This is a genomic window from Roseovarius pacificus (assembly GCF_900142665.1).
Taxonomy (GTDB): domain Bacteria; phylum Pseudomonadota; class Alphaproteobacteria; order Rhodobacterales; family Rhodobacteraceae; genus Roseovarius; species Roseovarius pacificus.
Genome location: NZ_FRBR01000003.1, coordinates 267,314 through 281,452 on the forward strand (window position 1 = coordinate 267,314; position 14,139 = coordinate 281,452).

At 60.1% G+C, this 14,139-nt stretch carries 21 protein-coding genes; 1 reads left to right on the top strand and 20 read right to left on the bottom strand.

The annotated features are described in order from the left end of the window. Positions 1 to 10 precede the first annotated feature (10 nt). Positions 11 to 331 carry an Arc family DNA-binding protein gene (locus BUB53_RS08665; RefSeq protein WP_084729037.1) on the top strand — a complete coding sequence of 107 codons (321 nt, stop codon included), beginning with the start codon at positions 11 to 13 and terminating at the stop codon, positions 329 to 331. A 215-nt stretch (positions 332 to 546) separates the two neighbouring features. Here BUB53_RS08665 and BUB53_RS08670 read toward each other — a convergent pair whose 3' ends face one another. The 20 genes from BUB53_RS08670 to BUB53_RS08765 all read right to left on the bottom strand — a co-directional run bounded on the left by BUB53_RS08670 (position 547) and on the right by BUB53_RS08765 (position 14,006). Next, positions 547 to 900, bottom strand: coding sequence for a phage tail assembly chaperone (locus tag BUB53_RS08670; protein ID WP_073034305.1), 354 nt, complete (start codon positions 898 to 900; stop codon positions 547 to 549). Further along, positions 897 to 1,481 carry a hypothetical protein gene (locus BUB53_RS08675; RefSeq protein WP_073034306.1) on the bottom strand — a complete coding sequence of 195 codons (585 nt, stop codon included), beginning with the start codon at positions 1,479 to 1,481 and terminating at the stop codon, positions 897 to 899. Before BUB53_RS08675 ends, BUB53_RS08670 begins: the two co-directional genes overlap by 4 nt. Beyond that, a complete protein-coding gene (locus BUB53_RS08680) occupies positions 1,478 to 3,739 on the bottom strand; it encodes a hypothetical protein (RefSeq protein ID WP_073034307.1) in 2,262 nt (753 codons plus the stop codon). The genes BUB53_RS08675 and BUB53_RS08680 overlap by 4 nt, the downstream gene beginning before the upstream one ends. A gap of 9 nt (positions 3,740 to 3,748) precedes the next feature. Further along, the gene (locus tag BUB53_RS08685; protein WP_073034308.1) at positions 3,749 to 5,365 is read right to left on the bottom strand and encodes a terminase large subunit; all 1,617 of its coding nucleotides are present in this window, start codon (positions 5,363 to 5,365) and stop codon (positions 3,749 to 3,751) included. After that, on the bottom strand, positions 5,337 to 5,714 hold the full coding sequence (locus BUB53_RS08690) for a phage terminase small subunit P27 family (RefSeq protein WP_073034309.1): 378 nt from the start codon (positions 5,712 to 5,714) through the stop codon (positions 5,337 to 5,339). The genes BUB53_RS08685 and BUB53_RS08690 overlap by 29 nt, the downstream gene beginning before the upstream one ends. Continuing rightward, entirely contained in the window at positions 5,714 to 6,022 is a 309-nt protein-coding gene (locus BUB53_RS08695; RefSeq protein WP_159437786.1) for a phage head closure protein, read from the bottom strand. The genes BUB53_RS08690 and BUB53_RS08695 overlap by 1 nt, the downstream gene beginning before the upstream one ends. An 11-nt stretch (positions 6,023 to 6,033) precedes the next feature. Continuing rightward, the gene (locus BUB53_RS08700) at positions 6,034 to 6,447 is read right to left on the bottom strand and encodes a DUF3168 domain-containing protein (RefSeq protein ID WP_073034311.1); all 414 of its coding nucleotides are present in this window, start codon (positions 6,445 to 6,447) and stop codon (positions 6,034 to 6,036) included. Next, positions 6,447 to 6,857, bottom strand: a complete 411-nt coding sequence (locus BUB53_RS08705; protein ID WP_073034312.1) for an HK97-gp10 family putative phage morphogenesis protein — start codon at positions 6,855 to 6,857, stop codon at positions 6,447 to 6,449. The genes BUB53_RS08700 and BUB53_RS08705 overlap by 1 nt, the downstream gene beginning before the upstream one ends. Then, positions 6,857 to 7,174, bottom strand: a complete 318-nt coding sequence (locus tag BUB53_RS08710) for a head-tail connector protein (RefSeq protein ID WP_073034313.1) — start codon at positions 7,172 to 7,174, stop codon at positions 6,857 to 6,859. The genes BUB53_RS08705 and BUB53_RS08710 overlap by 1 nt, the downstream gene beginning before the upstream one ends. Positions 7,175 to 7,177: 3 nt before the next feature. Next, a complete protein-coding gene (locus BUB53_RS08715; protein ID WP_073034314.1) occupies positions 7,178 to 7,657 on the bottom strand; it encodes a hypothetical protein in 480 nt (159 codons plus the stop codon). A 2-nt stretch (positions 7,658 to 7,659) separates the two neighbouring features. Continuing rightward, on the bottom strand, positions 7,660 to 8,013 hold the full coding sequence (locus BUB53_RS08720; protein WP_073034315.1) for an HNH endonuclease signature motif containing protein: 354 nt from the start codon (positions 8,011 to 8,013) through the stop codon (positions 7,660 to 7,662). Continuing rightward, positions 8,013 to 8,399 (bottom strand): hypothetical protein, encoded by a 387-nt coding sequence (locus BUB53_RS08725; RefSeq protein ID WP_073034316.1) that lies wholly within the window; start codon positions 8,397 to 8,399, stop codon positions 8,013 to 8,015. The genes BUB53_RS08720 and BUB53_RS08725 overlap by 1 nt, the downstream gene beginning before the upstream one ends. Positions 8,400 to 8,411: 12 nt before the next feature. Continuing rightward, positions 8,412 to 9,581, bottom strand: coding sequence for a phage major capsid protein (locus BUB53_RS08730; protein ID WP_073034317.1), 1,170 nt, complete (start codon positions 9,579 to 9,581; stop codon positions 8,412 to 8,414). 2 nt (positions 9,582 to 9,583) lie between these two features. Next, complete coding sequence (locus BUB53_RS08735) at positions 9,584 to 10,090, bottom strand: HK97 family phage prohead protease (RefSeq protein WP_073034318.1); 507 nt, start codon at positions 10,088 to 10,090, stop codon at positions 9,584 to 9,586. Position 10,091: 1 nt separating this feature from the next. After that, positions 10,092 to 10,487, bottom strand: coding sequence for a hypothetical protein (locus tag BUB53_RS08740; protein ID WP_073034319.1), 396 nt, complete (start codon positions 10,485 to 10,487; stop codon positions 10,092 to 10,094). After that, entirely contained in the window at positions 10,471 to 11,664 is a 1,194-nt protein-coding gene (locus BUB53_RS08745; protein ID WP_073034364.1) for a phage portal protein, read from the bottom strand. The genes BUB53_RS08740 and BUB53_RS08745 overlap by 17 nt, the downstream gene beginning before the upstream one ends. A gap of 171 nt (positions 11,665 to 11,835) precedes the next feature. Next, positions 11,836 to 12,126: a hypothetical protein gene (locus tag BUB53_RS08750; protein ID WP_073034320.1), complete on the bottom strand. Its 291-nt coding sequence runs from the start codon at positions 12,124 to 12,126 to the stop codon at positions 11,836 to 11,838. Positions 12,127 to 12,129: 3 nt separating this feature from the next. Then, on the bottom strand, positions 12,130 to 12,354 hold the full coding sequence (locus BUB53_RS08755; protein WP_073034321.1) for a helix-turn-helix domain-containing protein: 225 nt from the start codon (positions 12,352 to 12,354) through the stop codon (positions 12,130 to 12,132). 228 nt (positions 12,355 to 12,582) lie between these two features. Beyond that, positions 12,583 to 13,077: a GntR family transcriptional regulator gene (locus BUB53_RS08760; RefSeq protein ID WP_073034322.1), complete on the bottom strand. Its 495-nt coding sequence runs from the start codon at positions 13,075 to 13,077 to the stop codon at positions 12,583 to 12,585. Next, positions 13,077 to 14,006: a hypothetical protein gene (locus tag BUB53_RS08765; RefSeq protein WP_229709515.1), complete on the bottom strand. Its 930-nt coding sequence runs from the start codon at positions 14,004 to 14,006 to the stop codon at positions 13,077 to 13,079. Before BUB53_RS08765 ends, BUB53_RS08760 begins: the two co-directional genes overlap by 1 nt. Between the last annotated feature and the right edge of the window lie 133 nt (positions 14,007 to 14,139).

The following is a 14,139-nucleotide window of genomic DNA, read 5'->3' on the forward strand; positions in this document are numbered from 1 at the left end:
AGTGAACACCATGAGCGCACCAAGTAAGCAACTAGATCAATTTGTTGTCCGCCTTCCCGATGGAATGCGGGACCGGATCAAGGCTGCCGCTGAGAAAAATGGCCGCTCCATGAATTCTGAAATTGTCTCCACACTTGAGGAAAAATATCCTGAGGAAATGTTTACCGCTGAAGATTTCCTTGAGCTTCTAAAACAGATCACCACAGCGAAAAGTCTTGACGATCAAATCGCCAATGAAGAAATGCTAAACCAAACATTGCAGCATTTGAATTTTGACTTCTCAGCTCACATTGTCGATGGGGCAGTTTCTTTCATCCGAAACGGGAAATAGCGATCTATTCTGTCACTACCTTCTTTTTCCATTGGTCATGCCAGCCGCGCAGCGCCCGGGCCTTGCTGTTCGCTTTAGCTTCGGCAAACTGGTCGGAGTTGGCAGCGGCCCACATGGCAGCGGCGCGCTCGGGGTCGTGAACCTCGCGAAGTGATCCGTCCGCACCGACAACTTGTCGGAGCGCGTTAGCATCCACCCACTCACCAAACTCACGATCACCCTATCATCGCATCGAACAGGCCGGGGGTAAGCGCCTGGCCGGACCGTTGCGGCAGCACCTTCACTCCCTCCGGAACGTTCCGGCCACGATAAACCTGATCCACCCAGACTCGATCCATGGCGGCGATACAGGCCACATGGCGTGGCTCAAGCGGCAGGCGCATAAGGCGCGCATAGGCGTCGATCTCGGGATACCCGATGGGGTTCGGCCCCGTTGGCCCGCAGGAGCGCGCACGCGACAGCGCCAGAAACGCATCCCAGATCGGCAGATACTCCGATTGCAGGCGCAGGGAGCTGCCGGCCAGATGATCGCGCAGGGCGGCGCAGAGGGATTTCTCCAGGCGTTTCATACGGCCTCCACCACCGGGATGATGAAGCTGCGCCAACCGCCGCCAGCAATCCCCCAGGCGCGATCATTGGACGCAAGGCGAAAGTTACCCTTGGCATCGGTCAACGTCATCGCGGCAGCTGTCCGGTCTTTGCGCAGAACCGGCCAAATCTCCATGCTACCGGACCCGCTGCAATCCTGAACGACCTTGTGAAGCCGGGCATCCGCACCGATGCCGAGTTGGAAAACATCCCCGCGAAGCAGCGTCCCGTTCAAGGTCACAGATACCGTTTCATCGCCCGCACTGCCGGTCACCGCGCCGGATGTCGCGGTACCCCGTGGAGCCGGTCGGCCCGGATCCCCGAGCAGGAATGTGCCGCGCTGCCCGCGCAGGGCACCAAGCCACCCTTCCCATTCGGCGGCCTCGTCGGCATCCAGCGGCGGCAAGCGCAACTCACCGCGCCACATTTGCGCGCCCCAGTCAATCACTTGCTGTTGAAGCGTGAAGGGTGACCGGTCTACCGCCACCACATCAAACATGCTGATCTGTACGCCTTCAAACCCGGAGGGAGTGGGCAGTTCAAGTGGATAAGATATCGTCATGTCCAGTTTGGCCCTCTTCTGCGTCGTTCATCTTTTATCGCCGCCACGGCAGCGTCCCGGATCGAAGGAGCGGCGCGCATGACTTCCGCCTGCACCGTTTCCTGCAAACCGGGCGACAGGTGAATGTGTTGCTCCACAGTCGGCCCATTCTGAGGGGTCACCACCGTTTGGGAGGTTTGCTGCCTGAGTGCCGCCTGAGCCTGCGGTACGTTCAGGACCGCCCCGTTCTGGCCCGGCACGAATATCTCGCTCCTGGGCGTGCGCTCGTTAACCATGTAGGCCGATCCGGCCAGCACCGGACCACCGGTTGCACGTCCACCGGTCAACAGGCTGCCGATGGCCGCAAATATGCCCCCACCACCGCCTGCGCCGCCGAGGAAGGCAGACCTGACCTGCGCCTCGATGAGTTGCACGACGAGTCGTTTCAGAGCCTCTTCGGCAGACATCGATCCATCAAGAATGCCCAGGAACAGATCGGACATGGCATCCGCACCGGTGGCGGCGTTCTCGGCAACGTCGCTGAGGCGATCCGCAGCATCTCTGGCAGCATTGCCCGCCTGGGCATAGGACTGCGCCAGTGTGTCGATCTCGCTACGCAACTCGGGCGTCAGCTCTTTCCCGGCCTCCTGGGCCTCATAGAGCAGTTCGGCTTTCTTCCTGGCATAATCGACGGCATCGCCGAATTCATATCCAGAGGCGGCAACAGCAGAAAGCGCTACAGCCTCGGCCTCAAGTTGCGCAATCGCAGCCCGTGTTTTCTCGATCTCTTTCCGGAACTGATCGACATCTTCACGCGCACCGCCCCCGCCGCCAGCACGGTCAGCCGTGTTGCCGAAGCTCGCATCCACGCCGGGCAGCCGGGGCCGCAAAGAGGTTGTCGGGGCATACTTGTTCGGGCGAATCGTGACAGCGGGTTTTCGGCCATTCTGAGGACCATAATCGACAAGGTTTGAATCTCCCTCCGGCAGGTTGCCCCGCAATGTCATGGCGTTTCTGGAAGCCGTTGCCAGCGCGTCCGCAATACCGCCGATGGCCCCGATCACGTTTCCGAAGCGCTGCGCATCGACCTCTGACAATTCTCCGATCAGGTCCTGGGCCTCTCCGATAAGATCGGAAACCGCATCCTCGAAATCTTCCGCATTCGCCTCCCCGGTTTGGAACGCGCGCATCTTTCCATCGATCTCCTGCAAGATCGCGGCCAAGTCATGTGCTTGGTCGATATCCGCAACATCCATGAGGCGAATGCCGGTCGGGCCGGTGGCCGCGTTGATCGCTCGGAACAGTTCCTCGTAAGTCTCCTGCAAATCCTCAACGGTGCTCGCGTGCGCTTCCGTGGCTTCATCGGATGCCTTCATGGCGCGATAGTTTTCCTCGCCCATCATGGCTATGGCACGCTCAGCCGATCCGAATATATCGTCAATATCGATGGTCAGGGCTTCCTCGATCCCGCCCGCGACATTGACCACAATGCTTTTGCCGAGATTGGCGACCCGTTGGGTGATCTCGGCAAACTTGCGATCCAGCTCCGCCGCCTTGGCAATGGCCTCGCTATCCATCACGGCCCCAACGTCATGCGCACGCTCACGCATTCGCCTCAGACCATCCGCGCCAAGCGAGAGCAATTCCACGAACCGCTCACCGGCGGTGCCGCCGAATACCTCATCGGCCACGCGGATTTGCCCGGCCCGATCCAGATCCTTCATGCGCCCGATGATGTCGGTAAACAATTCCTCGGGATCTTCGAGACGGCGCTTGAGAGCGGTCGCACCATACCCCAATCGGGCGAACGCCTCGGCAGCCGGCCCTTTCCCGGTAACGACAAATTCGTCAGCGCGAAGCTGCAACTCTTTCAGACCGTCGACCATCTGATCGACTTCGATCCGGTTCTGCTCAGAAACAAACTTCAGTTCTTGGAACGCTGTGACACTGAGACCCGCGCGCTTTGCCTCGCGATCAATCTCGGCCATGCTGCGCACGGCCCGTGTCGCGCCAGTAGTGATCGCTGCCATGCCCGCCGCGACCGCCCCGGCAGCGAAAGCCTTGCCGAATGCACCGATGCGCGAGGATGTCGTTGCAAGCGCCTGGTTGATCCGCGTCGTGGATCGAACCATGTCGCGCTCCATGGCGGTGGTAGACAGGCGGGAGCCACGCCGAAGGTTCTGATATGACTGCGTGCCCCGCCGCTCGGCCTTGAGCATGTTTTTCTCGAAGTCCCGAATACGAGCTTCGAGCGCGACTACCAGCCGTTCGTCATCCATGTTCGCCTCCTATACCGTCCACATATCGTCTGTGAACCATTCTGCATTTGTGGTCAGCGCCCCGTCATCAGCGGCACAGCGAGCCACCGCCATTGCAGATGCTACGGCCCCATCGATCTTGTCCCGTGACTTGCCCTTGTGGAATGTGCGGTTGCCTGCCGGATCGGTGCGCACCTCGATATTCGAGAAGTTCCAGCGCAGCACCGGATGACCCCCATGTCGGAACCTGCGCCCAACAATAGCGCGCTCCAGTTCCTTCACCGCCGGGGCCATTGTTGCCCAACCTTGCCGCATTTCCACCGCAGGGAACCCGTCTTCGAGAAGGTTGTTGAGCATGTTGCGCGCGAGGTGAGGGTCGAAGGCGATTTCCTGCACGTTGAAGCGTGCACAAAGTTCACGCACCTGATCCTCAACCGCACGGAAATCCACCACGTTGCCCTCGGTGGCAGTGATCTGTCCCTCACTGGCCCAGACTGTATACGGCTGGCCTGATAAATCCTCGCGGCCCCGCAGGTTATCTTCAGGGCAGAAGAACCACGGCCAGACCTGAAATCCGTCCTCCCCGTCCCGCCAGCAGGCAACAACCACTGTCAGGTCGCTGTTACTGGACAGATCCACAGCAAGCCAGCATTCGCGTTGCTCGGCCTCCATAGTGTGGAGATCAACAGCACCACTGCCCTCGTCATAGATCGCCATATCGACAAAGGGATCGGTTGCATGATCCAGCCAGATATTGAGGTTCAACTGCCGGAAGGCTTCCCGATCCCCGATCCGCCGCTCACCCTCGCGGGCCAACTGCCGCAAGCCCTCGATATCGGGATAGCCATGACGCAGGCCGGGATTCACGCGGAACCAGATTTCTTCGTCTGTCCAGTCGCACTCGCGTGGAGCCTCGAACAGTACCGGCAGGATGGACGGGTCATCTACCTCGCCCCGTGCCACCTTGCGTGCATCATCGACAATATCCCATGCAATGTTTTCCTGCCCGCGTCCCGCCGTGGTCGCCACGACAAGCAAGCTTCCGGGAGTCTTCACAAGACCGGATCGAAGCACGTCCCAGAGGTCGCGCTTCTTCCACGCATGCAACTCGTCGGCCAAGACGAATTGCGGGGTGCGCCCGTGTTGTGTCCCCGCATCCGCTGAAATGGCCTCGCAAAAGCTGCCGATTTTCGGATAGGTAATGCGGTTTCGGTAATCCAGCATGCGCACATTCGGGGCGATCTTCGGATGACAGGCAAGCAGTCCGCGCAGTTCTTCATAGGCGATACGGGCCTGTTTCCTGTCCGAGGCTGCCGTGATGACCTCGCCGCCGGGAACGCGCTCCGGGCCGACCGTGTGCAGGGCTTCCAGAGCCGCCGCCAGCGAAGTCTTGCGATTGCCCCGAGGGACAAGGATCACCGCCGTCTTGACGATGCGGCTTCCGTCATCGTGGCGCGGGCCATAGATGCGGCGCACGATCCGCTCCTGCCACGGGTCAAGCTGGAAAGCTTTCCCGGATTTCGGGTGCTTGAGCATTCGCAGGAACTTCACGGCGCGGTCGCCAAACCCAAGAGGATCGGGGATTTCAGAGCCGTCATAAATCCAGTGCGGAAATGTGTCAGACGTTGAGCGGATCGGGTTCGTCATCCGAGTCCTCCCTGATTGCGGGACGGGACCGGCTGACCGGCGTCAGGCCGAGTTCGGCGGCAAGCTGGCGGGCCGAGGCCATGGCCTTGTCCTGCACCCGGATCAGCTTCAATTGCATATCGGCATCCAGTTCTGACTGAATCAACGCTTCGGTTTCACGCACCCGCCCAATGCAAATGCAGTAATTCTCAAGCCCACCGAGATCGGCATCAGTGAGAATGCGCCGCTCGGAAAGAATTGGCATGACGCGGTCCCATTCTGAACGCGCATCCTCAGACAGCCATTCGGGCGCATCGAGGCTTTCAAGTGCCTCGGGATCAGTTTGCATTTCAGGTTTTACACCTCGCATCAGGCATCCCCTCCAAACCGAACACAGCGGATTTCAAGGCCCCGATCATTCTCGATGGGGGCCAGCTCACGGATATTGTACGTCTCTCCCTGGTAGGTGACCCGGTGCGCTGTCGTGATGCCGCCTGGATTGCGCACCCGGAACAGCATAACGGTTTCATCAATCGCGCCCTGAGAACGAATGTATTCCTGCGCACTTTGCTGAATCACCTCAGCGCGCAGCCTCTTGAACCGGGTCATGGTTTCCTGCGGTGTTCCATATTCATCGGGTTCCGACGAAACTGCCTGGACATCGATGATATGGCGCATCTTGCCCGACCTCATGACGCACCCCCTGTTACCAGGACATTCACCACCATGACGCCATGCGAGGTTTCGCCGTCCGGATCGCGCAGATAGCGCGCGCTGGACACATGCCAGTCGGCGCAATGGTATCCATCCAGTTCCAGTCGATCAGCCTTTAGCGCAGTCCGCACCGCCCCGCAGATAGCCTTGACCCCGGTGAGGGACGGCTCGCGCTTCCAGATGTGAAGCGTGTGATAAATGCGGGTGCGATCGCGTTGCAGGCTTGTGCCTTCGTCAACCTCCTGGCTTTCGCCCAGGATGATCGACGGATCGGGGGCGGGCCGCTGGTTGCGATCAAGTATAGCGCCAGACGGCACAAGGGCCGTTACCGCTGGTGACGCCGCCAACCGGGCGCGGATCGCTTTCTGGACGGCAAGGTCTTCAGACATCAGCGCGCTTCCCTGATCGACTTCGCAATGGCCCGCTTGATGCGGTTCTCTGCTCGTTTGCGAGCAAGACGAAACCCCGGCCAGAAGAACGGTTGAGCGGCATGGTGCTTGGTCCCGTACTCCTGCAAATGCGGGTATCTCACATCGGTATTGCCGACAGTGATCAGCACCTGGTTCTCTGGCACCACGGTTGCCCCGCCAGGCTGGGAATAGGGCGGGGTGGTTTGGCCGGGTGGCGTCACGTCAACCGAGCCAACCAGATCCCCGCTGTCTTCAGGCGCAAGCGACTCAATCGCATCTGCAACCTCGTACCCGCCCGTCAGGAGCGCGGGCGCGGCAGCGGACTTGCCCGCCGCGATCATCGCCCGCAGGCGGTTCTGAAACGATTTCAGCCCACCATCGTCAGACATCAGAAAGCCCACTCCCGATATTCGTTGACGATTTCCGAAACGCCGAAAGGCACGTCATTGACGGCATTGCCAACGATCGCGGTTTCGCGCTGTTCGTACCACCACGCGGCCAGCTGAAGGACAGCCTCGACAAGTACCGGCGGCACGGGGTCTTGCCCCTCACCGCCGAACGTGGCCTCGATCCTGAACCCAAGAAGCCGCTCGATATGGTTTTGTGCAGCATCAATCTTTCGGCTGAGCAAAAGCGAATCTTCACCCCCCACATCAGACGTAAGGGAAAGCTGTTCCTCAAGTTCATGTAGCGACACGATAGCCATGGATCAGGGCTCTGCCGCGTCAACACGCACCACATTGGAGTTGACCCAAAGCGAGGCGTTCAGCTTCATGACAGTGTTTGCGGTGTCATAAGCTTCATTCGCACTGGCCACTTTCGCGATGAAATAGCGCTCGCTCGGCGTACCACCTGAAGGCGCATCATCGAACACCAGCTTGAACGCATAATCGTCCTTGGTTTTCTCGGCCGCGACAAGCGCCTGCTGCCCCGTATCCTCGTAATTGATGGCGGCGATCACCTCCATCGGCGGGGCATTGCGGGTGCCTTTGAGGCGCTTCGTGCGGTTCTCACCGATCAGGTCCTGGGTGATTTCGTTGGCGCTGTCGCCAAGCGAACCGAGGGAATCGAGGTCTTTGATCTCGACCCAGGTTGCGCTGTCGAAATCAGTCAGCACGAAATCATCCGATTTCATCGCCAGCACGCCGCCGATATAAAGCTTCGCGCCAGCCGTTGCTGTGATAGGCATGGCTAAGTCCTTTCCATGTTGCGGCGCTCTTCACGTTGCTTCGCGCCGGAATGACAGGGGGTGCACAAGGGCTGCCAGTTCTTCCGGTCCCAGAAGACCGATCTATCGCCCTTATGCGGTTTGATGTGATCCACGACAGTCGCCCGCGCACCACAGCGGCGGCAGACCGGGTGTGTTTTCAGGAAAACCCTGCGGGCCTTTTCCCATCCCCGGTCGTAACCGCGAGCACTGCTGTTGGGCCGGGTCTTGTCGAATCTCGCTTTGCGCTCCGCCGCCCTCTTGCGCTCGCACGCGCACCGGGCTCCAGGTGGAACCCGGTGGCCGCAACCGCAAAGGCGAGGACCGCGCGAAGGCATCAGGCCACCGGAGCCTCGGAAGGACGCCCCTTCACGATCACCGCGCCGGCGGCGATCGATGTGCCCCCGTTTTTCGTGATCACGGTGCGAATGTACCGCTTGTTGCCGATGTAGCCTTGCTTCACGACGCTGTCGGCGGCGAGGCTGGCTGGCTGATCGCCAACCAGGTGCTCCGCCGCGACATCGGTGAAATCACCGGTTTCGGTGGTATCACTTTCCTGAAGCTTTGCCGTAAAGTCACCGGATGACACGATCGCGCCTGTGTTGATGACCAGGGCGGCGGCTCCGAACCCCAGAAGGTCAATCGCCGCAGAGGTATTGGTGGCGGAGAGAACCGCAGGCGCCACCGCCTGCACCACTCCGATATTCGCTGCAATGTCACGCATTGGTAGGTCTCCTTATGAAGTGGCCATTTTGAGCTTGCGGAAGCGAGCGGCCTGAAGCACACGCCCACCGACACGGCGGGTTGCGTGGATCCGGGTCAGGCCCTTCGTCGCCAGAAGATACGGGTTCACCAGGATCGACATCGCCAGGCGATCAACGATCCGATAAGCGGAGAAATCACCGTAGAGGATGGGGAACGCGCCGGAGGCGATGTCGGGCATATCCACGGCCTCGATCACGGGGCGACCAAGGATCGTCTCGGGCTGACCGGCCTGGAAGCTCGGCTGCCAGAGAAAGCGACCATCGCCATCCTTGAGAGTGCGCACGATGCCGAGCGAGGTGCCGTTCATCATCCACGCGCCGTTGTTGCGGTACATGGCCGGCAGGTCGTACATCATTTTGACCAGCGCATCGGCTGACAGCGTCGTGGCGTGCCCGTTGAGATATTCGCCGATGCCTGCGTGGGTCATGAGACCTTCCGGCTGACCAGCTCCGGTGCCGTTCACGAAGGCCGCGCCCTCTTTCTTGCCGAAGTCTTCGGCGAGGGCCAAGCGCACTTCGGACTCGGCAGTTCCGCCGCTGTCGGAGAGCAGTTCATTGGAGATGTCGACGTAGGTCATCAGCTTGTGGGCCGGGACTTCGAGCTGGCCAAAGGTGGCAGTCGATTCCTGCGCTTCCTCGGCCTCGCCTTCCCATTGTGCATTCGTGCCAGAGGTGCGCTTGGGGTATTTCACCGAAGGACTGCCGATATTGCGAACACTCGCCACGGAACGGACCGGTGAGAACTCGACCAGGTCACGGATGAACTCGGTCGACATTTCCGGTGGTGCCAGGTAGCCGCCCTGTTCGTCATTCGAGACGGTCAGCGCCTTCACTTCTTCATCGGTCGCGCCGTTCCCCTTACGAAGATACACCGCGAAGGATTTCTTCTCGATTTCGGCCTGCTCGTCGGGATCGTCATCATCGTCGCTCTTGGCGCGGTTGGACTTGGCTTCGAGCTTGTCGAGACGGTCGGAAAACTTCGACGTATCGGCCTTTTCATCGATCTCATCGAGCCGCTTGTTGACGGTCTCTGTCAGATCGGCGATGGCTTGGGTGACGATGTCGTTGGGATCATCGTCGCCGCCATCCTTGAGGGTGAGTGCCGTGCTGCCAAGCAGCTCAGTCTTCTTCAGATGTCGCATTGTCAGTTCCTTCTTGCGAGCTGCGCCGTGGCGCGTTGGAGAGATGCCGCCAGCGTCAGCGCGCGCACGGCAGTCTTGGCGGAGGTAACCTGAGCACCGGGATGCATCGGGATGGTCACAAGGCTGGCTTCGAGAAGTTCCAGCTCGGTGATCGTGCGGCCGCCACGGGAGCGCGGCGTCATTTTCTTCGTACGGAAACCGATGGAGATACCGCGAACGGCTCCGGATCGAACCAGTGCGCGCACCTCGCGGGCCCTGGTCACCTCGTTGACCAGCAAGCGCCCCTTGAGGCGCAACCCGTCCGCTGCATCATCGGCAACATCCCATGTGCCTACAGGGTCATTCTGGTCGTGTCCGAACAGCATCGGCAGCGGCAAGGAGGTGCCGGAGAACGCACCTTTCTGGATCACGTCTCCGATCCGGTCCGCCTGGTCGTACTTCCAGGCAAAGCCCTCGATCGAGCCGTCATCCGAGGCATCAAGTTTGGTTTCGAGATACACACGATCCATGTCACTCGCCCCCCTGGAACGCGGCCCGGTCGGAGGCGAAGCCATCCACCTGCGCCTGCACCCATGCCCCGGCCCGAAGAAAGCGCACCACATTGGCATGCGTGAACGGGACCGGCTCACCGTCCTCGGAGATTTCCCAATCCAGAACGCACCGCGCGAGGCTGTCGATCCGAGCGCGTTCTCGCGCTTCGGCACTCACCCGGCCTTCCGCATCTGCGACCTCGGAGAGATCGTCGGCCAGGCGCAAGCGCGCGCGGTTCTGAACCTCGCTATCCGGCCCTGCCAGCTTGACGCGGATCCCGGTCGGTTTTCCCTTCACTGGATCCACCAGATCAAACCATTGGCCACGGTCCTGGTCGGCACTGAAGGCTCGAATATCGTCAAGCTGCATCGTCATTGCCCTCTTCCTGTGTCGATTCTGCTGTCGCCGAGATGTTCGGGTTTATGAACTCGTTGCCGCCCTCGCGCGGCGGCAGACCGATCCAAGCTCGGCCCTCATTCGGGTTGATGGTGCGACTGGAGATCAGGCTGTTGATCACGGTCGACCTGGTCGACAGGTCAGCGCGGGTCAGGTCATCGCGATCGAAGCGGATCACGTGAGTCTTGCGCTCTTCCTCAGTGAACAAGGCACGGCGCAGCGCCGATTCAGTTGCCCGCAACCACGGCTCCAACGTGTAGCTCAGAAATTCGCGGCCCATCTGTTCGGTGTTCGACCAGGTCGCGCGGTCGTGGTCGAACAGCATCGATGGCGGCACCCGGAAAGCACGGGCGATTTCGAGGATCTGGAACTTGCGATTTTCGAGAAACTGACTGTCGGTCGACGTCAGCTGAAGCGGGGTGAACGTGGCACCGTCATAAAGGATCGCCGTTTTGCCAGTCTCTCCGCTTTCATGGCTCAGTCGCCATGCCTCGCGCGCCTTGGTAACGCTGTCCTGCCCCATGCCTTTCGGGAAGCTGAGGACGCCAGAAGGGCGCGCACCGGAGCCGAAAAGGTTGGCGCCATGCTTTTCCATGACAATCGCCAAACCGATAGCCTCACGTGCCAGGGTGAGGGGTGACTTACCGAACGGGCTGCGGAGGTGGATGATGTCTTTCGATGCAACGCGCCTGTTGCCAACCAGGTAGCTCGGTTCGCCAGTCGCCTGGTCGAACTCGACCGTCACGATGCTGTCGCGGTAACGGATCAACTCGGCGATCCGGCCATCACCTAGGCGGTTCACATATGCCAGCCCGCCCCGATCTGCGCTCAGCGCATCGATCACCAGATCGCGGATGAAGCAGAAACCACCGGTCCAGTCGTTCGCCTCATCGCGCAGGAATGGCAGAACTGGATGATCCGGGAGCGCAACCTCGGTGCCGTCCTCGATCCGCTTCACGCTGACATCAAGGGTGGCGACCGCCTCGGAGATCACGCGCAGCGCTGAGCTCACAGCCGGTACACCAAGCGCACTCGCCGCCGAAACCGTGTACCCGGAAGCCGTTGTCGTGACACCGAATATCTCGAACAGCTCGGAGGTCGGTTCAGCGAGTCCCTTGGCTTCGATGGGAGCGGTTTTTTTGCGAAATGGCCACATGCCTGCGACCATGTCGGCTAAATTGAATGGTGGATAGTTGGCAAATCATTGGTTTTCGTAGGTTTTCATTGGTTTTCGTGACCGTAAAAACCTCATTTGGGCTCTATATCGCGCGTGCCTCCCCGCGCCGGTCCCCAAGGTGGCCCCAAAGTTCGGGACCACCCCCTCGCATCACTCATCGTTCACATCTCGCCCTGTCAGAGCATTGTATGCCTCGACAGCCTTTCGAGTGATTGCCCGAGCCAGTGTCGGGTCCGTGAACTGCGCGCTGATCTTGTCGCCCTTGTTTGTCTTACCCAGCAGACCCCTTGCCGACGCGATGCCGTCCGGGCTTTCGGTGATAATGCAGCCCTTCATAGTAATGCCGACGATGGTCAGGTCATACGATGCCAGGACACGGGTGCCGCTCAGGCTCGGGGCAGCGTCGATGATGTGCATGCTGTTGATAGTGAAATCTGTCATTGGCTACTTCCTTCTCAACCATTCGTGGAGTTCGGACCGGAATGCAAAATAGCTGCCGCCATCCGGGCGATAGATCGGGCAATCCGTGCGGCGGGCCAGTCGGCGCGCTTTGTCTACGCTGACACCGAGAATTGCCGCGATGTTGGCAAGACCCCATATCTTGCCAGGACCCGCCATCATCGCGTCGAAGCGATCAGGCATCAGGGGTGGGTAGTGATTGCTGCTCATGTCATAGCCTTTCTGTTTGATGGATTCCCGGTATCATTCCGGGGCTCGTTCGTGACCGGCAAGTTGCCGGACATCGGCTGCGCGTTCTGTTGGAAGCGTCCGCCGCAGCCCCGACCACCACCCCATGGTGTCCTAGGATGTTCCCTTTCGCGGAACAGGGTGAGGGGCAAAACCGGCCATTTCGTTCCCTCTCGTGGAACAGGCCGTTCCCTTTGGTGGAACAGGCCATCATCGGTTCGTTCCCTTAAACGGAACAACAGTGTTCCCTTTGGCGGAACAGGCTTTTGTTTTTGGGTTGGCGCGCGTTGGGGACAATTTGACCGGGAAGTCATGCCCATCTGACCAATTCATAAACAACTGCTTGCCGGGGCCTTGCTGCCCCGCAGGCACGATCTCGGTCAGTTCATAGGCCGGGGACTTGCCCATGCCCTCAGTGCCCAGACAAGCGCCCTCAGTCTGAATGATGAACCCCTTGGCCTGTAGGTCTTGAAAGGCGCGCATCACGGTCTTGAGGTTGCACCCCATACACTCAGCAGCCTGGCGGGTGGACAGACGCAGCTTGCCGTTATTGTTGAATTTCGCCCCACGCCATTCCAGCTTGATCCACGGGTATAGGGCCTGTGCAGGCATAGACAGCGCCCGCCATGCCGGGGTCTGCATCACGCTGAGGCGCATGGCCGTAACGGCCTCTTTGCGCTTTTCGTCCCGCTTATCGCGTCCCATTACACGGCCCCCATGCTTTCAGGGGCGGGCAACAAACCGCCAATCATGACGCGGTCTTGTTCTTCCGCGTCCAGGTCTTCAACGAATTGCATCCAGTTGATCCGACGCTTGATTGCCTCCTCCAGAATGTCAGCGATCACGTTCGGCGGCAGGGCCTCAAGCTGGCAGGTGCCACCTGTCCATGTCTTCGACCGGCTGTCAGTGGCCTTTGCTGGGGCAGTGGGCAGGTCATTGTCATGCACCTGTTCACTGGTCAGGGCCACACGCTCGAATTCGACACTCACCAGCCCGTGCGGTCTGTCTGCCTCGACAAAGGCCGTCACATCCGCCGCCACGCTATCGAAGATCGAAACCCCGCTGGGGTCATAGTCCCCGAGATGCAGGATAACGGCCTCTTTCTCCATTGCGCAGATGCGATCCGCCAGCCGCTTCTTGGCCGTCAGACTATCGAACCCACCAGAGGAATAGACCGGCACCGAATACCACTCAGCTACTCTATGAAGCTGGGGAAGCATCCCCGCCGCCTCGCACCACACTTCCATGTGAACGTGCTGTGCCGCTAATCTGTTGCGGGTGTAGCCCTCGCCAAGCTGGCGCACATGGCGCAGGAAAGCGTCCCGATCATCGAAATGCCCGAGGCTGTAGGTCGTCACTCCATCGTCGCGGATCGCCTCAAATGGAATCAGCTTGCCGCGCCGTGCATTGGCGAGATGGTGACAGAGCCGCCCATAAGCGGCCTCCGTCTTGTCGTACCCGTGCGCGCCGACCATTCGATAGAAAATCTGACGGCATGTCAGAGGCCAGTATTTGCGGTATTCCTGCAAAACCACCTGTGCCTGTTCCAGCAACTGCCGAGTCTTGGCGTTGGGCTTGTATCCCTCGATATAGCCCCGATTGCGTTTTTTACGGCTTGCCGTAATTTTGCTCATGCCGCGATCCCCCAATGCAGTGCGATTATGGGGTGACGCGCCACCAGAGATGCGGTATCGTCACGGCGAGCAGTTCCGTGAGTGGTTTTGCCAAAGGCCCCGGTTGCGCCCGTCAGCGCGCCGGGGCTTTCTT